Source organism: Acinetobacter sp. ANC 7912 (assembly GCF_039862785.1).
In the GTDB taxonomy this organism is placed as follows: Bacteria; Pseudomonadota; Gammaproteobacteria; order Pseudomonadales; family Moraxellaceae; genus Acinetobacter; species Acinetobacter thermotolerans.
Map to the genome: position 1 here is coordinate 777,223 of NZ_CP156795.1, position 18,515 is coordinate 795,737.

The 18,515-nt window shown below is 41.3% G+C and carries 14 protein-coding genes and 1 pseudogene; 7 read left to right on the forward strand and 8 right to left on the reverse strand.

Annotated features, from left to right (window positions below):
- Positions 1-4: 4 nt before the first annotated feature.
- The gene (locus tag ABEF84_RS03930; protein ID WP_347455551.1) at positions 5-961 is read right to left on the reverse strand and encodes a helix-turn-helix domain-containing protein; all 957 of its coding nucleotides are present in this window, start codon (positions 959-961) and stop codon (positions 5-7) included.
- A 216-nt stretch (positions 962-1,177) separates the two neighbouring features.
- Between ABEF84_RS03930 and ABEF84_RS03935 the strand changes: the two genes are divergently transcribed.
- Genes ABEF84_RS03935 through ABEF84_RS03945 form a run of 3 tightly spaced genes read left to right on the forward strand, consistent with a single transcriptional unit; the run spans position 1,178 to position 4,795 of the window.
- Positions 1,178-2,461, forward strand: a complete 1,284-nt coding sequence (locus tag ABEF84_RS03935; protein ID WP_347455552.1) for an amino acid permease — start codon at positions 1,178-1,180, stop codon at positions 2,459-2,461.
- A gap of 12 nt (positions 2,462-2,473) precedes the next feature.
- On the forward strand, positions 2,474-3,490 hold the full coding sequence (locus tag ABEF84_RS03940) for a phosphotransferase (RefSeq protein ID WP_347455553.1): 1,017 nt from the start codon (positions 2,474-2,476) through the stop codon (positions 3,488-3,490).
- A 3-nt stretch (positions 3,491-3,493) separates the two neighbouring features.
- Entirely contained in the window at positions 3,494-4,795 is a 1,302-nt protein-coding gene (locus tag ABEF84_RS03945; protein WP_347455554.1) for an aspartate aminotransferase family protein, read from the forward strand.
- 313 nt (positions 4,796-5,108) lie between these two features.
- Here ABEF84_RS03945 and ABEF84_RS03950 read toward each other — a convergent pair whose 3' ends face one another.
- The 3 genes from ABEF84_RS03950 to hcaE all read right to left on the reverse strand — a co-directional run bounded on the left by ABEF84_RS03950 (position 5,109) and on the right by hcaE (position 8,109).
- The gene (locus tag ABEF84_RS03950; protein ID WP_347455555.1) at positions 5,109-6,074 is read right to left on the reverse strand and encodes a 3-carboxyethylcatechol 2,3-dioxygenase; all 966 of its coding nucleotides are present in this window, start codon (positions 6,072-6,074) and stop codon (positions 5,109-5,111) included.
- Between the two features lie 152 nt (positions 6,075-6,226).
- Positions 6,227-6,745, reverse strand: a complete 519-nt coding sequence (gene hcaF / locus ABEF84_RS03955; protein WP_347455556.1) for a 3-phenylpropionate/cinnamic acid dioxygenase subunit beta — start codon at positions 6,743-6,745, stop codon at positions 6,227-6,229.
- Entirely contained in the window at positions 6,742-8,109 is a 1,368-nt protein-coding gene (hcaE, locus tag ABEF84_RS03960; RefSeq protein ID WP_347456220.1) for a 3-phenylpropionate/cinnamic acid dioxygenase subunit alpha, read from the reverse strand. Before hcaE ends, hcaF begins: the two co-directional genes overlap by 4 nt.
- A 1,169-nt stretch (positions 8,110-9,278) precedes the next feature.
- On the opposite strand from hcaE, the pseudogene ABEF84_RS03965 reads away from it, so the two are divergent.
- Positions 9,279-10,484 (forward strand): annotated as a pseudogene (locus tag ABEF84_RS03965) (IS3 family transposase).
- Positions 10,485-10,766: 282 nt separating this feature from the next.
- Positions 10,767-11,249 (forward strand): VOC family protein, encoded by a 483-nt coding sequence (locus ABEF84_RS03970; protein WP_347456221.1) that lies wholly within the window; start codon positions 10,767-10,769, stop codon positions 11,247-11,249.
- Between the two features lie 110 nt (positions 11,250-11,359).
- Here the strand turns inward: ABEF84_RS03970 and ABEF84_RS03975 are convergent, their stop codons facing one another.
- The 3 genes from ABEF84_RS03975 to ABEF84_RS03985 all read right to left on the reverse strand — a co-directional run bounded on the left by ABEF84_RS03975 (position 11,360) and on the right by ABEF84_RS03985 (position 15,262).
- Positions 11,360-12,628 (reverse strand): OprD family outer membrane porin, encoded by a 1,269-nt coding sequence (locus ABEF84_RS03975; RefSeq protein ID WP_347456348.1) that lies wholly within the window; start codon positions 12,626-12,628, stop codon positions 11,360-11,362.
- A 63-nt stretch (positions 12,629-12,691) separates the two neighbouring features.
- On the reverse strand, positions 12,692-14,041 hold the full coding sequence (locus ABEF84_RS03980; RefSeq protein WP_347455559.1) for an MFS transporter: 1,350 nt from the start codon (positions 14,039-14,041) through the stop codon (positions 12,692-12,694).
- 411 nt (positions 14,042-14,452) lie between these two features.
- Entirely contained in the window at positions 14,453-15,262 is an 810-nt protein-coding gene (locus tag ABEF84_RS03985) for an IclR family transcriptional regulator C-terminal domain-containing protein (RefSeq protein WP_347455560.1), read from the reverse strand.
- Positions 15,263-15,415: 153 nt separating this feature from the next.
- Between ABEF84_RS03985 and pobA the strand changes: the two genes are divergently transcribed.
- Positions 15,416-16,609, forward strand: a complete 1,194-nt coding sequence (gene pobA, locus ABEF84_RS03990) for a 4-hydroxybenzoate 3-monooxygenase (RefSeq protein ID WP_347455561.1) — start codon at positions 15,416-15,418, stop codon at positions 16,607-16,609.
- 115 nt (positions 16,610-16,724) lie between these two features.
- Here pobA and pcaU read toward each other — a convergent pair whose 3' ends face one another.
- The gene (gene pcaU / locus ABEF84_RS03995; protein WP_347455787.1) at positions 16,725-17,549 is read right to left on the reverse strand and encodes an IclR family transcriptional regulator PcaU; all 825 of its coding nucleotides are present in this window, start codon (positions 17,547-17,549) and stop codon (positions 16,725-16,727) included.
- Positions 17,550-17,833: 284 nt separating this feature from the next.
- Here pcaU and ABEF84_RS04000 point away from each other — a divergent pair, with 284 nt between their 5' ends.
- Entirely contained in the window at positions 17,834-18,505 is a 672-nt protein-coding gene (locus ABEF84_RS04000) for a 3-oxoacid CoA-transferase subunit A (RefSeq protein WP_347455562.1), read from the forward strand.
- The last annotated feature ends 10 nt before the right edge of the window (positions 18,506-18,515 follow it).

Below are 18,515 nucleotides of genomic sequence, written 5' to 3' on the forward strand. Positions count from 1 at the left end.
TGCTTTAATGCATTAATGTCTCCGATGGTAGTTCACCAAACATGGTTTTATAATTGGCAGTAAAATTACTGGCATGCCAGAAGCCCCATTTGCAAGCGATATCTTGCACTGATTCTGTTCTAGGATCAGCCTGTTTTAAATCACGGCGAACTCGATTTAAGCGTATGGCTTTTAAATAATGCGAGGCGCTGGTTCCCATTATTTCCTGAAAACAGGTTTGCAGGACTTTTTTACTGACACCCACATTTTGGCAAATCTCAGTAAGCGAGGGTGTGATTGAGGGATCTTCTAAGATCAGTTCTTTCACCTGATTCACGATGCGCTTATGTGAGTAGATCTTTTTCTCAAATGGATTCTCTTGGATTTTAAAAGAGGAAAAGAGCAGACAGAAAATCTCATCTAAAATGTAATGTTCATTCAATGTATGATAAAAATTTTCATCTCCTGAGTCGTTATTAAAGAGACCCATAAGTAATGCTTTAAGTTCATTGAAATGTTGAGGATTTCCTTGCAAGTGCGGATGACTTCTAAAAAAATCGTTCAAATTTTCGCACTCCTCTAGACAGGATAAGGCATCCATGATCTGGTTGGGAATTGCAATACCAATGGTCAGGTTATTGGTGCATGTCCTGTAATCCATGACTTCATTAGGATTCAGGGTCATGGGTGTATCAATATCTACGACCTGATTGCGGAACAGTGAAACTCCCTGTTGCTGAATGGGCAGGATAAAACAGCGTGAGTTCGACCATGAAGCACCAATCTGATGCACAGATTGGCTGCATTCTTCCAAAATTATTTGGATATCGCCTAGCCACAACTCCTGTAAGCAGCCATGAAATTGCCCCATGCTGATCTGCTCGTATTGCTGATCCCAACCGCTGATAAATTGCGCTTGTTCATCGGCATCTCGAAAGTAGAGACGTGGACTGAGCTGTTTATGTGGTTGCGATTCAAACATGCTGATTAGAGATTTTTATTAAAACAACTCAAAGCATCTGCAAGTTTGATGCCATAAAAAGAATTATAAAAAAGAACTTTTTTTGTTAAGTGATTTTTTTACTTCGTCTCAGAATCAAGACATCAGATCAAGAACAATCCATAACTTTTCAATGTTGACGAGATAAGCACATCCCACAAGGTCAGCAATAAAAGTTATCAATTGGGGAGACGGAATATGTCACTGAAAAAAGGCACACTAAGCTGGTATATGGTCACCGCAATCGGTGTATCCATTGTAATCGCTGGCCAGTTCTCAGGCTGGAATTTTGGTTTGGAATACGGCTGGAGCAATATGTGTATTGCTTTTGCCATTATGTTTCTGTTCTATCTTGGCTTTAGTCAATGTATTTCTGAAATGGCGGCAACTTGGCCAAATGCAGGTGGTTTAAGCTCATTTGTACGACGTGCCTTTGGTAATTTAGCCGGATCATTCTCCGGGATTACTATTGGACTGGCCCTGATCTCATGTGCTGGGGTAGTGGCAACCTTTATCGTGGGTTACGCCGCTTCCTTATTCACCATGGATGAATCACTGATCAAGTTGCTGTTATTTATCTTTGTAGTAGCGATCAGTGTCCGGGGTGCAAAGGATTTGGTATCTATCACCTTAATTGTTGGTGCCATTGCCGTTGCTACCCTGTTTATCTTCTCAGGTGGTGTTGCACCATCCTTCAAGGCAGAAAACCTTGAAATTACCAAGATGCCAATTTCCTTGATGGGTATTGCTGCTGCGATTCCATTTGCACTATGGATGTTCGTAGGTATTGAACATACTGTGTCCTGTTCTGAAGAAACCAAAAATCCAGCGAAGGATGTACCTAAAGGTTTAACACTTGGATTATTAATCCTCGCTTCTACAGCCATCTGCTTATTACTTGCTGCACCAGGTGCCGTAGGAACTAGTCAATTAACTAGCGTCTTAGATCCACTCTTAGCTGGTATTGGCGCTCAACAAGCGATGCTTAAGAATATCGTGATGTTTGGTGTATTGCTGGGCTTATTGGCAGGGTTCTTCTCTATCGTTTATTCAGCGTCTCGCCAACTGTTCGATGTGGCACGTGAAGGGGTGATTCCATCGGTGATTGCCAAAGTGAATAAAAATGGCACACCGATTTATTCAGTCCTAGTGGTTGCAATTGCTGGCTTTGGCATCTCATTGCTGGATCCTGAACGTGTAATGCTGGGTGTAGTGGTGATGTTTACCTTCACTTATGTCCTGACCAGTGCGGCCTTTATTTACCTGCGCCGTAGTCATGCTCATGTAGAGCGTCCTTATAAAGCTGTAGGCGGGGTGGCTTTAGGATACGGCATGTTAATTGCTTCCGCTCTGTTATTCGTAAGTGCCTTTAAGTTTGATCTGGTGGTACTTGGCCCATTCCTGATTTTGATGGTGTGTATGGGCAGTCAATACTTCAGCAAGATGATGAGTGTGAAGAAAACACACACTTTAGCGAAATAAGGGGGTGAGATCATGATTCAATTAGAACCGGTTGATTATTTAGAAACACTCATTCGCCAAGCTTTACCGCGATGGAATATTCGTCCAGAGGCATCGCTGAAACTGCTGAGTTACTCTGAAAATGCCACCTTCCTCGTGGCAGATGAAGGACAAAAATGGGTATTGCGGGTCAATCGTCCTGACTATCATACCGAAAATGGGATTCGCTCCGAGTTGGCCTGGATGAAAGCGCTGCGCGAAGATACCGGGATTGAAACTCCGCTGGCCATTGAGGGATGTGATGGTGATGTTTTGCAGTTTGTGCATGAACCAAAAACCAATAGCAAACGTACTATGGCGCTGTTCCATTTTATTGAAGGCAAACATCCAGAATCTGAAGACTTGGTCGCTGCCTTTAATCAATTAGGTGCGATGACTGCCAAATTGCATGTGCATGCCAAGCAATGGCAAAGACCGGATTATTTTGAGCGCCTGCATTGGGATCTCGAAGGTGCTTTTGGTGCTAAACCGAATTGGGGACATTGGAAGGCTGGTTTTGCCGCCCATGTGTCAGGTATCGAGATCGTGGAAAAAGCTGCAGCACATATGGAAAAACGGTTACGCCGTTATGGCAAATCCAATGAACGCTATGGCCTGATTCATTCAGATTTTAGAACGGCGAACTTGTTTGTACATGAAGGTAAAACCAAAATCCTCGATTTTGATGACTGTGGCTTTGGCTGGTATTTGTATGACCTGGCATCGTCCATGACCTTTTTAGAGCTGCATGAACAGCGTGATGAAATTATTCATTCATGGTTACAAGGTTATTTCCAGGTTGCACCACTGTCGGATGCTGATCTGGTTGAGATTCCAGTATTTATGTTGTTAAGACGTCTGGTGATTATGGGCTGGGCGGGTTCTCATCCAGGCACCGAGCTAGCACATGAAATGGGCGTGCAGTACACGGTTGATACCGTGGAATTTGCCAAACAATATCTGGCTAACCAAGTGTTTGATTATCAAAATTTATATAAAAAAGGCGCATAAGTTATGAATAGTTCGGTACATCAAGATCTTAATACTTCTCTATTAATGCGTCGTAAACGTGTCATGGGACAATCGCCATTATTTTACCAACAACCGCTGCATTTGGTGAAAGGTGAGGGAGTTTATCTCTATGATGCGGAAGGTCGGCCTTATTTAGATTGTTATAATAATATTCCCGTTGTGGGGCATTGTAATCCTCAGGTGGTGCAAGCGATTTATGAACAGGCACAGGTACTAAATGTACATAGCCGTTATTTAAGTGACAATATCGTCAGTTACGGTGAGCGCTTACTGACAACCTTTAAGGCGGGTTTTGATCAAATTATTTTTACTTGTTCCGGTTCAGAAGCCAATGATCAGGCATTACGTATCGTGCGCCAGGTGACAGGTGCTGAGGGAATCATCTGTTCGACTTATGCCTATCATGGTAATACGGCTGCTGTGGATCGTGTGTCGCCACTCTTTAAGGCACAACAGGATCGATACAATTATGATGATGTTCGTATGATTCCATTCCCGGAAACCTATCGCCCCCTGAATGGTTTAACTGGTGAAGCCTTGATTAATGCTTATCTTGAACAAGTGCAAATGCAGATTGATGCATTTAAACAGAGTGGTGTGAGCTTTGCTGGGATTATTTTCTGTTCTGTCTTTGCTAATGAGGGTTTACCGGATGTACCTGCTACTCTGCTGCAAAAAGTCACCGATCTGGTTCATGCAGAAGGGGGCTTGGTAATTGCTGATGAAGTTCAAGCTGGATTCGGCCGTACTGGGCAAATGTGGGGCCACGAACAGATGGGCTTTGTGCCAGATATCGTCACTATGGGCAAACCGATGGGTAATGGTTATCCGATTGCGGCTGTTGTGGCGCATGCAGAACTGTTTGATCAATTTAGACGAAAGAATTTCTATTTCAATACTTTTGCTGGGGCACAAGTAGCTGCTGCAGCAGCAAATGCTGTGCTGGATATTTTTGACGAGCAAAACCTGCTCACTAATGCTACCCAAGTTGGAGACTATATCCGTGCTGGGCTTCGTCATTATGCACAGCAATACAGTTTAATTGATGATGTGCGTGGCGTAGGGCTGTGGATCGGCTTTGAAATGGTTACAGACAATCAATTAAAGACACCGGCGATTCAAGAAACCAAGCAACTGGTAAATGACTTGAAAGATCAAGGCATTTTGGTCAGTACGATGGGACCGTATGACAATGTCCTGAAAATCCGACCACCACTCGTATTTACTCAGTCGCATGCAGATGAGCTTTTAGAAAAATTAGGAGATTGCTTAGGACGGATCTAATTTTTTGTATGAGTTAGTGCCAGTGGTGTATTTTAACTAATAATTGAAATACAGTAACTGGTACCAACTTAGATGCGAATATTTGGTATAAATTTATTAAACTAAAGCATACTGCCTGCCAAAACAAAAGCTCTAAACCAAAAGATTTAGGGCTTTTATTTTAGCTATATTTTTTTTATGAGTTGATATGATCAGTCATAAGACATAGTTGCTTATAAACATCATCATCACCATATTAAAAGTTTAAGTCTATTTGCTTTAGCACGAGATTTTTATGCTATTGTGTTCCATGGTTTTGATGTTGCTTATCTGTTTAGGCTTTTAGTTCGGCAGAGACGATACCAAAGCCTGCAATCCATTCACTGATATCTTCATAACAATGGGTAGTCATTTCATACTCGCCAAATTCGCTCAATGCAGCAAAAGCGGCCATCCACGCACGAACCTCCTGACCACCACGACCCCCGTCACGGCGAATTTCAGCTTCATTCATGGCTTCCAGTGCAGCGAAGTCAGCATTTTTGAATTTTTCCAGTAATGCCAGATCCCATTCAGGACTAAGCGGTACAGAAACACTCTTGTCTCCAGCAGCCAGACGCTGACCGACAGAAATGACATTGGCTTGACGTTTATTACGTGCTTCCGGAGTCGGGTTACGACCTGCAATCAGGAACTCTTCCACTTCTGGTGGTACAGAACCCATTTGAGGTGTTGGTGGATCGTGTGAAAGACCACCTGTACCTAAAACAAGGATACGCTCATTTTCAAGATTTAAAGATTTGATGAACTGACCTACAGCACGACCTAAAGCGATGGTGCGTTTGGTGGTTGGCATAGGTGCTGCAGCACCGTTGATAAAAATCGGAATGGTTGGATAACGATCCAGTTGACCTTCACACAGGAAGTGCAATGGCTGAGTTACGCCGTGATCCGCTTGCATGCGATAAGAATACGCAACATCTACACCTTCATCCAGGACACGGCGAACTAGCGCCAGCGCGGTGTCTTGAGGCACATTCAGGTGGTCATTATCTTTACCATAATCCCAGTCACCTGCTGCTTTAGCACGAATTCCCACACAGAAACTTGGCATCAGGTCATAGAAGAAACCATTGAAATGGTCAGGGCCAAAGGTAATGATTAAGGTAGGGTCATAGGCTTTGACTTCAGCTGCAAGTTTGGCAAAGGCATCACGAACGACTTGCTCTTTGCGTTGTTCTTGTGGTGAAGCAAATTCCATTAATGGGCTATGCGATGCACAAATCAGTTTAATCGCCATAAGAGACTCCTTAAAAGGAAGGCAGCCGAAGAACAGGCTGCCATCAGTCTGTTTTTACTCAGACTCAAGTTTTGTTCATCCCGGGAAGCGGTACGTGGTTGCCATCAACCGCGTATCCCCAAGCCGCAACCCGATGAACAAAAACTTATTTATTAGAAGAATACACTCAGGTTATGTGAGGTATAAGTCACTTGATCCAACGTGATCTTACGATCAAAGATCTGAAAGCCTAGGCCGCCTTCAACCTTACGGATCTTGTCATGACGTTTACCGCAGTAAATCGTAATATCCTTCTCTTTTTGCGAACGATAGAGCAGGTAAGTGACGTAGACATCGTATTCGCCTTTCACTTCAGTTGGCTCAACAATCACGTTGCTCACCATGTGAGTGGTACGTGATGGAGGTTCTTCAGCCCAAGCCATACCCGTTTCCAGACGAGCCACACGACGCTCGAGCAGGAATTTATTATCGTTAAATACCCAGGTTGTCGGTGGTTCAACTGAACGACGACGGTCACGGGTTTGCGCGTTTGGTGTGGTACGTAGCACATAAGAAATATCTTCTGCTAACAGGTCTAACCATTCGCGGAATTTCCAGTCGTCAAGCAGCTTCGCTTCACGATATAGGAATTGGCTAATTTGATGATGAAGTTCCAGACTTACTTGACTCATTTCACAAGCTCCTTCTCGTATGCTTCAGTTGCTTTTTCTACATCTTCCCAGTCTTTATGAATCAGCAGGTCTGCCCAACGGCGATAGAAACCACGTGCTGCTGTTTCTGAGAAAATATAGCTGGTAATACCAGGTACGCCGTCTTCACGCACTTTTTCGCTGCCTTTACCCATTTCTACAATGAGTTTGTTTTGACGTGCTTTATAACCGCGAAGTACCTTTTGGATTTCTACCCAGTTTTCAGAGTCATCCTGCTCCAAGAAGCCGGCAGGACCGAAGGCACGAGTTGCAGAACGTTCAAAGGCATCTTTCACTTCTTGCGGTGCTTCAGCATCACAGATACAGAATGCCCAAACTTCAGTTTTATTCGGACCACGTGGATGCCATACACGAAGGGTCGCTGTACCATTCAGCCATGACAGAGTTGGGAACATGGTGTTGTGACCTGCAAGACGTAGTGCACGAACTTCACCCAGACGCTCTTTGACTTCTTCATATGTTTCACGGAAGTAATTTGCTACTTCACCATCTACCCATACGTTTGCGTCCGGTTTTTCCGTGAAGAAGAAGCCTGAACCGTGACCTTTGGAACCGAACTGGATCGCGTCTTTGGCAGTTTCCCACACTGGACGAGCAGTTTGCGCAGCACCTAAGGTTTTGGTGGAGTTATCATCTGGTTTAGCACCGAGTACTTGTACTGCAGATGCGTGTGAGAACAGGGCATGGTATTGGTCAGATGCGAACTGTTCAGCTGCAAATTTCCAGTTACACTCGATTTCCCATTTGTGTACGCCACCCACGATCACGGTACCGCCAGGACGACGATCAAGTACACCATCCAGGTACCAGGCCATGTCACCCATGTATTCTTCTAGATCAGGCGTAGTTTCATCCCAGCAGCCGAATACCAGGCCTTTGTAAGATTTCACACGGGTAACTTCAAGCAGGCCCCATTCCTGTTTGCAGGCACCGTGTGGATAAGCGCGATCTTCAAGCGGGATGTCTTTCAGAGAACCATCAATACCGTATGACCAGCCGTGGTATGGGCAAGTGAATGCACGGGTATTACCACAGTCTGCGAAGCTGACACGCATTGCACGGTGACGGCATTGGTTTAAGAAGGCTTTGATTGAGCCGTCTTTTTGACGTGCCACAATAATTGGGTCTTCGCCCATATAAGTATTGAAGAAGTCGCCAGCCTTAGGAATTTGGCTTTCATGGCAAAGGAACAGCCAGGTACGACCGAAGACACGTTCAAGTTCTAATTCGTAAAGGGCAGAATCAGTATAAATTGCTGGTGTAATACGTCCATTTTGTGCATCGACCAAAGCGTCGATTTCGCGCACATCAATTTTTCCACTCATGAAAAGTTCTCCTGTGACCAGTCTTGGCACAAAGTAGTAGACTCAACTTTTCAACGATGATGGTATTTTGAATTATTTTAATGAAATATTTTTTTATTTTAATTGATAAGTTTTATTGATTAATTTTAGAGGGATTAATTCCTATTAAATTACTCGAAATTATAATTTTATTTTAATTATTTTTGTATATTTTAATTTAGCTAAATTTGGAATAAATCCTACTAAAATGGTTGTGTTTAATAAATATTTTGAATCTAAAATAAGTTAAATAAAACATATGCTTACTATAAATATTTTTTAATCTTAAAAATATTTTAAATTATTTTTTGGAAATAATTCTGACTAAAACAGTAGTGATTATAATGTGTGATTTTATTTTAATTAAATTTTTTAATTTAATTAATTCCAACTAAAATAGTTGTATTTTTTAATGGTTGTTATATTTTGGGTAAATATATTAAATTTTATTTAACCGAATGGTTGATTTTATAAAATGATATCGACTCTATATTTGGATTATCATTGTGGAAGTCATGCACTTTATTAAGAATCTTTGAAAAATAGGTATAGCTAAGTTTTTTACTCAGGAAAAAACAAATCATATTGATTTAAGTAATTAATTTTAAAAGTTATATAATGAAAAATGGAAGGTGTGAGGTATTAGTAAAGACAAGTTTCTTTAGTTCGTATTGTTTGACTCTGCGCAATAAAATTCTGGGTTCAATGTAAACCCATGACATTTAGCTTGATCTGATATAAAAGACCAATTTTTTTATCAAACATTCATTTACACGATAGGATCATTGAGAAGGGAGGGTTTGCTGGTTTGTGAGGCTATCTCATGCGATTAGCTATAGAAGCTTGTGTAATTCAGGCACTGGCTGGAGAGTAACTTTATCGTGAACTGAATGTGAACAGATGTAGGCAGAAATTCGGTGCAGATTTTTGAGCTCTTGTAGTGGATTGTGTGATTTTTAATCATAAAGGTTAATCTGATTGAGTCATTCCAGCTATTTTCCTTATCTTAGAAATATCAAAAAAAACTATCAAAAAACTAAATTTAATCAATTCTTGGGCGAATCACTGTTGTCTGTTACGACTTAAGTCGAATAGGGTGATCCTAGCCAAAATAATGGACAGCACGTCCCTCTAAAGATAAGGTAACTTTAATCTTTGGAGATTCAAGAAATGGCTATCTTGCGCAGCAATGCTGCTCAAGTCCTGAATTTAAACAGCAAGCAATTGATTATGCACTTTCAAACTCGCACGAATCTTTAGCTGCAATCGCCCAGAAATTAGGTGTTGGTTATTCAACATTGGATAAATGGATTCGTGAAATCAATCCGGCGGGTTCAAGCAAACGCCAACTTTCACCAGAACAACAGCGGATTTTAGAATTAGAGAAAGAAGTCAAACAGCTCAGGGAAGCCAATGACATCTTAAAAAAAGCGCATGTGTACTTTCTGACAGATCATGCCAAGAAAAGTACACGGTAATTCAAGATCTGGATGTGAATGAAGTCACTGTATCTTCTGCCTGTAAATGCCTGGGTGTCAGCACTTCAGGCTATTATGCCTGGCGAAAACGCCAGGCCAATCCAGCGCAGAAATATAATGATTTAAAAGCCGTATATTGGCAGCATCATGCACGATTGGGTGCACCTTCATTAGTACATGACATGCATGATTTAGGGTACACCATGAGCGAACGAACCGTTGGAAGAATGCTAAAAAACTTGGTCTACGGAGCAAGATTGCACGTAAATACAAGCATACGACTGATTCAAAGCATCGTTTGCCTACAGCACCAAACTTGTTAGATCGCCAATTTACAGTCATGCAGCCTAACAAGGTTTGGACAACGGATATTACCTATATCCGTACCAAGCAAGGTTGGCTGTATTTATGTGTGATGCTGGATCTATTTAGTCGTCGTATCGTGGGATGGCAAACCAGCCATCGAATAGACCGCCAATTGGTGTGTGATGCGTTTCATTATTCAATGGCTCGTCAGGGCTATCCAACAGGTGTTATGGTTCATTCGGACCAAGGCAGTCAGTACTGTAGTCGTGATTTTAGAGCACTCTTGCTGACAAATGATTGTATTCAAAGTATGTCTAGACGCGGCCTTGCGCAGTATACTGCTCATGGGATAATGCCGTGACTGAAAGCTTCTTTCATACATTGAAAGGCCATGTGGTGCATGGCAGTGTGTTTGTCACTCGAAAAGAGGCGAATGCGGTCTTGTTTGACTATATTGAGATTTATTACAATCGGGTCAGAAGGCATTCTGCAAACGGTTGGTTAAGTCCAGAAGCCTTTGAACAGAAATATATTAAAAGTTTAGAGGGATCGATTGTCCACGATACTGTCTAGGATCAGGGTTTGCCTATATGAAAAGTAGGGATTAGAGGATAAAACATTGGGAACATAGCGTATAAATTTAAATTGTTATTTAATGATCAAGTATAAATATTCTTAGCGAAAAACATTCAGTCTTACAATTTGATGAATAAAACTACAATAAAGAAATAGGACTCTCGCTATAAGGAGAAGACCATAAACTTATATCAAGAGCCTGTATGAACCATCTTGTTTGATCTATAGACAAACACTGTTAACAGGTTGATTCTATAATTTCTGCCGTGAGGTAAGAGCATGAATATTGCCAAGAATACCGTCTGTCTTTGGTACGATCATGATGCTGAAGAAGCGGCACGCTTTTATGCCGAAGTTTTTCCCGATTCATTCATTGATGCCATCCATCATGCAGCGACTGACTATCCCTCAGGAAAAGAAGGTGATGTGATCACCGTCGATTTTACCGTGCTGGGTATTCCTTGTATCGGGCTGAATGGCGGTCCTGTATTCAAACACAATGAAGCCTTTTCCTTTCAGATTGCCACAGAAGATCAGGAAGAAACTGACCGTTATTGGAACGCCATTGTTAATAATGGCGGACAAGAAAGTGAATGCGGCTGGTGTAAAGATAAATGGGGAGTGTCCTGGCAGATTACTCCGAAGGTTTTAATTGAAGGCTATACCAGTACCGATCGCGCAGTGGCCAAACGGGTCTTTGAGACCATGATGACCATGAAGAAAATTGATGTAGCAGCAATTGAGGCGGCGATTGGAAAATGAAGAACAGTACCAATAAATAGCAATATAAAAGAAAATGAGGTCAATGCAGACCTCATTTTTATATTTGGAAACAATATTTGTAATTACTGGATAATTTAAAAGAATGAGCCTTATTTAAATTTCCACGTATAATCAATATTTACACGGGTTTCATTGTCTGAACGGAAGGCCATTCCTGTTGCAGGCATCTCATTACGATAATGAGTAAAGCGCGTGCGAACACCTAAACCTTCTAATGTGCCGGTTGGTACTCGATAACTCAAATCAACATCCCATGCATCTTGTTCAAAATCGTCACGACCGAATTGTGGCAAGTCTATGTCAACACCTTTGCTATAACGGGTCATAAATTTTAGACCATTCAAAGGAGTGTCTTTGAAATCATAGTCATAACGAACGTGATAGACTTTTTCATCCTTATTGGTAAAGTCAGCACTCATACAATCCAGCATGACTGCAGGTTCTGTTCCGGCCAGTGTAGGCATGGCTGTGTCACCAAAGGATTGCATATAGCCAATACTAAATGTCTGATTGCCACGTTGAAGCCCTATAAGTCCGCTTAGATGCTGATTTTCGATATCACCTGCTAATGCTTCACCGCTATCATTGCTTACAAATAAACGGATATCGCTAAGTAAGTTACCAATACCTACGTCATGCTTGGTTTTGACACCAAGGAAATTTTGCTGAAATACATCATGTAAATCAGCATGATAGACTTGGGTGTTAATTTGGTCATTAACTTTATAGTCAGCTCCTAGCATATGTAAACCAGAAGATTCTGCTGCCTGATCAAATCTGCTATTGGTATTACCAAGACGAATTTTTTCAAAGTTGGTTGAGTCGCGCTGATTCACTCGATCTGTATATAGGGCATGAAGCTTTAAATTGTCTATCTCATTAAATTGGAGATGAGCCCCGCGATAGTTTTGTTGAAATAAACGAGCCGGACTAGAAAAAAGTACAGGGAACATCGGAGTTAAAGTCCCGACATGTAAAGTAGAGTCCTGTATTTTTGCTTTAGCAGTCCAGCGAACTTCACCGTACTGGTCTGTACGTTTTAAATCTTTGCCTACTGGTAACAAGCCTGAAGCAGCATAACCATCGGTACTATCACCTAATAAGTTAAAACCGGCAAATGCTTGTAAATCTAGGCCGAACCCAATAACACCCGGGGTGTAGCCTGAATTTGCCTTAAAAATAAAACCTTGAGCCCAGTCGCGTGCAGCTGGAAAGGAATCGCCCTGTTTATAATCACGGTCAAAAAAATAGTTACGTGCAGTTAAAGTGACATTTGAGTCATCGATGAAATTATTTGCATGACCGGTCTGTAATGTCGCAGCCGCAACTAGCCCTAAAAAGAGTGGAGAAAATCTCATGAAGTTATCCCTGGTATTTTGAGAGCTAGACTTCATGTCTAGCTCATGGTGACCTAAATTGTGTTATGAGCTCACAGCTGAATTTTGGAAGTTCAATTGAGCTGTATGTTTTGCTTGTAATTTGGATAAAGAAAGAACAGTAATGATGGCGAGAATAAATGCGCCAGCATAATAACCATATAAAGTTAGAGAAGAGATACCGGTATCTAAGAATGTACCAGCAACCAGTGGAGACAAGATTCCACCAATACGACCGAAACCAATTGCCGATCCTACGCCTGTCGCGCGTACATCTGCCTCATAAATAGATGGTGACATTGCATATAAGCCAGCCACGCAGCCATTTGATAAGACACCTAAAAGTACAGACAGGATGAAGGCAAGAGTTAAGGTGCCAGTACTGTTTACAAACAATAGAATTAATGCAGCAGTGAGTGCTAGAAAAGCAGCTTGCACATAGAAAACACGGATACGTGCACTAATTAGGCCAATCAGTGCTGCACCAAACATTCCTCCAGCACTGATTAAAACACCAGCAGTAACCCCTTGTTCAGTGGTCATACCATTTGCTGACAGGATTTTTGGTGTCCAGCTCATCACGAAGTAGAAGCCGAACATTACGCAGAAAAAGCTAAGCCATAGGAAAATAGTTTGTAAGCCTAGGCCTGCACTAAATAGTTTCGCAATTCCTATTTTAGGCTGGGCTGACGGGATCAACACCTCAGGTAGTTGTGAAAGACGAGAAAGACCAATTCGTTGGCAAAGCGTGTTAATACGCTCTAATGCATTTTTCGGTTGTTTAACTAATAGATAATCTAAAGATTCTGGTAAAGTGAAAAATGCTACGAACAGCATGGTCATGGTGGTTAAACCACCAGCAAGGAAAACTGAGCGCCAGCCGAAATGACTAATCAGCGCAATGGCAATCATACCGCCAATCGTCGCGCCAATTGCATAACCTGTGGATTGAAGACTTACAGCTAAACTTCTCCAGCGTGAAGATGCATATTCACTCGCAATAACATTACTGCTTGCTAAAATACCACCGATACCGAGACCCGTAATAAAACGTAAAATGCCAAGTTGAGTTGCATTTTGTACAATTGAGGAAGCGATCATACTTACACCACAGATTAACAGGCATAGTAAGATCAGTGGGCGGCGACCAATTTTATCGGCCCAAGGTGCCAAGAATAAGGAACCTGCTCCCATACCAAAAAGGCCTGCGCTGAGCAGCATACCTAATTGTGAACCTGATAGACTCCATTCTGCTGAAACTGATGAGGCAGTAAATGCCATCACTAAAACATCGAAACCATCGATGACATTCAAAAGAATACAAATGATAATAACAAACCACTGATAACCATTCATGGCTTTGTTATTCATTTCCTCACGAGGGTTCTGAACCATTTACTTTCTCCATGGAATCAGACACCTGAAGCTGGGTGAAATGCAAGAAAATAATATTATTGTTCAATTAAAATTCTTGCTTATTCCTGGCAAAAAGGTGTCATCCTAGTAATGTTTGAAGTGTTCATCGCAGATCAGAACCCGTCCATATTCTGCTGCTGCATAATTAAGCAGCCTCACTGCGATGTGCAAAATGTATCATTATTGGATCCAAAAGCAAGGGTGTAATATATAAACTTATTGTTTTTTTATATTAAATGGATCCATTTAAGGCCTAGAGATACTGAAAAATTGATTAAAACACTAGGAATTAAAAAATATTGAAAAGTGTATTTTTTCTTGAAGATAATTCTGCTTATTTCAAAATTATGCATAACATGAATCTTAAATACTTTAAAATTCATATAAAAATCAAAGTATAGTGCGTAAATCGTGGGCAGTCTGTTTTAGAAGAGGAAGAATATTCTGAATAAGATAGTTCTCCTGTATCCGTGCACTTGATCCAATACAATTCAGAGCAGCTACCGTGTCACCTTGCATATTTAAAATCGGCACGGCGATAGCGATGACACCAAGTTCATGTTCTTCTATAGAAATACAATAATCAAAATGATTAATCTTTTCTAAAGTTTCTAAAAAGACATTGGCTTCTGTAATCGTATATGGGGTTAAACGTTTAAGGGGGTACTTTTCCAACCACTGTTTTTGTGCTTCAAGGCAGAGCCGGGAAAGTAAAATTTTACCTGTAGACGTTGCATAAGCAGGTAAACGATTACCTAAATGAATCCCAAGAGGATTAATTTTATTGCTTTCAGCTTGTTGGGGAATACTTCTTGCGACAGGAACTACTTCATGTTCATCTAATACAACCACAGAAAAGCTTAAGGCCGTTTTGATGCTTAAGAGATTCAGCAAAGGTTGGGCGACTTTGGGTAAGTAAGCTGAGCTGAGATAGGCACTACTAAAACGCAATACTTTGTGAGTAAGCCAGTAAAAATGTTCATCCGTATCTAGATATCCCAGATATTTCAGTGTACGGACATAGCGTCGAGCCGCAGTACGGCTGAGTCCAGTACGTTCAGAAATTTGAGTGATATTCAGCTTTTGCCGTTCAGTATTAAAGCATTCTAGCAGGTTTAGCCCCTTCGCAAGGCCCGCAATATAATCATCATATTGAATGGTTTCATTGTTATTTTTATTTAAAATCAATTCATTACGCATTTATATTCTCTTTATTCCTATAACCCTTATATATCTTGTCCGATCATCGGACAAAAGTCATCTATTTCGGTAGGGATTAAGGCTAAAGTCTAGCGAGCGTTTCAAAAATTACTTAATTTTTAAAAAAGGATGATGATTTTAAAAGGCGAGCATATGGAAATTTTAAATACCAAAGTTGCAATTATTGGCTCTGGCCCTGCCGGTTTACTATTGGGACAGTTACTTCATAAAGCAAGTATAGATCATATTCTGATTGAACAGCGTAGTGCTGAATACGTTGCAAGGCGTATTCGCGCTGGGATCTTGGAACAGGTTTCTGTAGATTTGCTGACAGAAGCAGGGGTCGATGCCCAACTTAAGGAAAAGGGCCTTCCGCATCAAGGAATTGAAATTCTCACCAATGGTGAAAAACACCGTGTTGATCTAACCGCTTTAACAGGTGGAAAACAAGTGACAGTTTATGGTCAAACTGAAGTGACTAAAGACTTGATGAAAGCACGTACAGAAGCAGAACTGACTTCATTTTATGAAGCTGCAAATGTTCAGGTGCATGACTTTTATACTGAAAATCCTTCGGTTACTTTTGAACATCAGGGTCGCGAAGTGACCGTAAACTGTGAGTTTATTGCTGGTTGTGACGGTTATCATGGAGTATGCCGTGCAAGCGTGCCCGAAGACAAAATTAAAACTTTTGAAAAAGTTTATCCATTCGGCTGGCTCGGTGTATTGGCAGATGTGCCTCCAGTCGCAGATGAGTTGATCTATGTACAGTCTGAACGTGGTTTTGCATTATGCAGTATGCGTTCGACTACACGCAGCCGTTATTATCTGCAAGTGCCATTGACTGACAAAGTTGAAAACTGGTCAGATGAACAATTTTGGGAAGAATTGAAAAATCGTTTGGATCCTGAAAGCCGAGAGAAATTAGTTACCGGTCCATCGATTGAAAAAAGTATTGCACCGCTGCGTAGTTTTGTCACTGAGCCAATGCGTTTTGGAAATTTGTTCCTGGCAGGTGATGCTGCACATATAGTACCGCCTACAGGTGCTAAAGGCCTGAACCTGGCTGCTTCTGATATTGCTTACTTGTCTCAAGCGTTAATAGAGTACTATCAGACTGGTTCTATACAGGGAATTGAAAGCTATTCAGAAAACTGTTTAAAACGTGTCTGGAAAGCGGAACGCTTCTCATGGTGGATGACACATCTACTTCATCGTTTTGAAACAGAAACAGAGTTTGAACACAAAATTAAACAGGCAGAGCTCAGTTATATCCTGGGGTCTAAAGCTGGTCAGACGACATTAGCTGAAAACTACGTAGGTTTGCCTTTGCAAAAGGCAAGTTAAACCTTTTCAGTCAATAAAATGTTCTACGTTTTGTAGATGACAGATATAAAGCACATATCAGGAATTTGATTTATCTGATATGTGTTTTTATATAAGTATTTGAAAGAGATGTTTTTTATAGCAGTTGGCGGAATTCTCTTGCTGTCTCTTGAAGTAAGGGGAGGATATGTTGCAGAAGATATTCTTTGCTCGTACGTCCAGTAGGTGACACGATATTCAAGGCAGCAATCACATCAGAACGATAATTATAAATAGGAACCGCAAGAGCATGTACGCCTAGCTCATGTTCTTCTGCTGAATAACAAAATTCATTCGCTCTTACTAAACTCAATAATTTTAAAAATTCTGTATTATCCGTATAAGTATATTTAGTAAGAGATTTAAGCGGATATTTGTCCAGCCACTCTGATTGGGCTTCTGGATTTAAGAAACTCAATAAAATTTTTCCGGCAGAAGTCGCATGTGCCGGCAGACGGTTACCTAGGTGTAATCCATAAGGATTCACTCGATCTGTTTGCTGGTGTGCCGCACTACGGGCAATGGTAATTGCTTCAAAGCCGTCTAAAACCATCACCGAATAGATCAGGGAAGTTTGCTGGGTTAATAAATTCAATAAAGGTTGAGCGATTTTAGGTAACTGGGCTCCACTCAAATAAGCACCTGAAAATTTCAGGACTTTAGGGGTTAAATAATAATAGTGGCCATCAAATTCTAAATAACCTAAATATTCTAGTGTCAGTAAATGACGACGAGCTGCTGCACGAGTCAGACCAGTTTTCTCTGCAGCCATTGTGACATTCAAACGGTGCCGGTCATTTGCAAAGCAATCTAAAATGGCGAGTCCCTTACTGATGCCCGCTACAAAGTCTTCATGACGGATTAATTTTTTATTTTCAATATTTTGAATCCATTGTGTGCGAGATTCTTTATTTCCTGACATCATAAATCCTTTTCTTATTCCAATTGTTTTTGAGAAAAGCTTCAGTAACTCTCTCTAATAATACGTGATTTATAAAGTTATTGTACGATCATCGAACATAATATTTGTATATCGCACAAAACTATCTTTTTCCCGTAGTAGATTGAACTAATTTTAACAAGAATAAGCAGTGCAGAATCCTAACGATATTGGTTGGAATTCCATTCTCCGTCCAGAATGATTTCGCCAGTATCGCGGATTTTCCAAAATATTTTGTATGTACTGGGAACAAACGGAGTTGTTTGATGATCGATAAAAGTTCTGCTTCACTGGTTGAAGCACTTTCACAAATCAAGGACGGATCAACCATCATGATCGGTGGTTTTGGTACTGCAGGTCAGCCTGCTGAACTGATTGATGGTCTGATTGAGCTGGGTGTGAAAGATCTGGTGATCGTTAATAACAATGCCGGCAATGGCGACTATGGTCTGGCGAAACTGCTGAAGACCGGTGCAGTACGTAAAATCATCTGCTCTTTCCCGCGCCAGTCAGACTCCTGGGTCTTTGACGAGCTGTACCGTGCCGGCAAGATCGAATTGGAACTGGTGCCTCAGGGCAACCTGGCCTGCCGTATTCAGGCTGCCGGTATGGGACTTGGTCCAATCTACACTCCGACTGGTTTTGGTACCTTGCTGGCAGAGGGCAAACCGACCTTGAATTATGAAGGCAAAGATTACGTTTTAGAAAATCCAATTAAAGCTGACTTTGCTCTGATCAAAGCGCATAAAGGCGATCGCTGGGGCAATCTGGTTTACCGTAAATCGGCACGTAACTTTGGTCCAATCATGGCGATGGCGGCAGATGTGACTATTGCCCAGGTCGCTGAAGTGGTTGAACTCGGTGAGCTGGATCCAGAACACATCATTACCCCGGGCATCTTTGTCCAACACGTTGTCCAAGTACAACCGGTACAGTAATTCAGGAGCA

Coding starts and splice junctions, on each gene's coding strand:
- ABEF84_RS03930 (WP_347455551.1), bottom strand. CDS start 961: ATGTTTGAATCGCAACCACATAAACAGCTCAGTCCACGTCTCTACTTT.
- ABEF84_RS03935 (WP_347455552.1), top strand. CDS start 1,178: ATGTCACTGAAAAAAGGCACACTAAGCTGGTATATGGTCACCGCAATC.
- ABEF84_RS03940 (WP_347455553.1), top strand. CDS start 2,474: ATGATTCAATTAGAACCGGTTGATTATTTAGAAACACTCATTCGCCAA.
- ABEF84_RS03945 (WP_347455554.1), top strand. CDS start 3,494: ATGAATAGTTCGGTACATCAAGATCTTAATACTTCTCTATTAATGCGT.
- ABEF84_RS03950 (WP_347455555.1), bottom strand. CDS start 6,074: ATGGCGATTAAACTGATTTGTGCATCGCATAGCCCATTAATGGAATTT.
- hcaF (WP_347455556.1), bottom strand. CDS start 6,745: ATGAGTCAAGTAAGTCTGGAACTTCATCATCAAATTAGCCAATTCCTA.
- hcaE (WP_347456220.1), bottom strand. CDS start 8,109: ATGAGTGGAAAAATTGATGTGCGCGAAATCGACGCTTTGGTCGATGCA.
- ABEF84_RS03970 (WP_347456221.1), top strand. CDS start 10,767: ATGAATATTGCCAAGAATACCGTCTGTCTTTGGTACGATCATGATGCT.
- ABEF84_RS03975 (WP_347456348.1), bottom strand. CDS start 12,628: ATGAGATTTTCTCCACTCTTTTTAGGGCTAGTTGCGGCTGCGACATTA.
- ABEF84_RS03980 (WP_347455559.1), bottom strand. CDS start 14,041: ATGGTTCAGAACCCTCGTGAGGAAATGAATAACAAAGCCATGAATGGT.
- ABEF84_RS03985 (WP_347455560.1), bottom strand. CDS start 15,262: ATGCGTAATGAATTGATTTTAAATAAAAATAACAATGAAACCATTCAA.
- pobA (WP_347455561.1), top strand. CDS start 15,416: ATGGAAATTTTAAATACCAAAGTTGCAATTATTGGCTCTGGCCCTGCC.
- pcaU (WP_347455787.1), bottom strand. CDS start 17,549: ATGTCAGGAAATAAAGAATCTCGCACACAATGGATTCAAAATATTGAA.
- ABEF84_RS04000 (WP_347455562.1), top strand. CDS start 17,834: ATGATCGATAAAAGTTCTGCTTCACTGGTTGAAGCACTTTCACAAATC.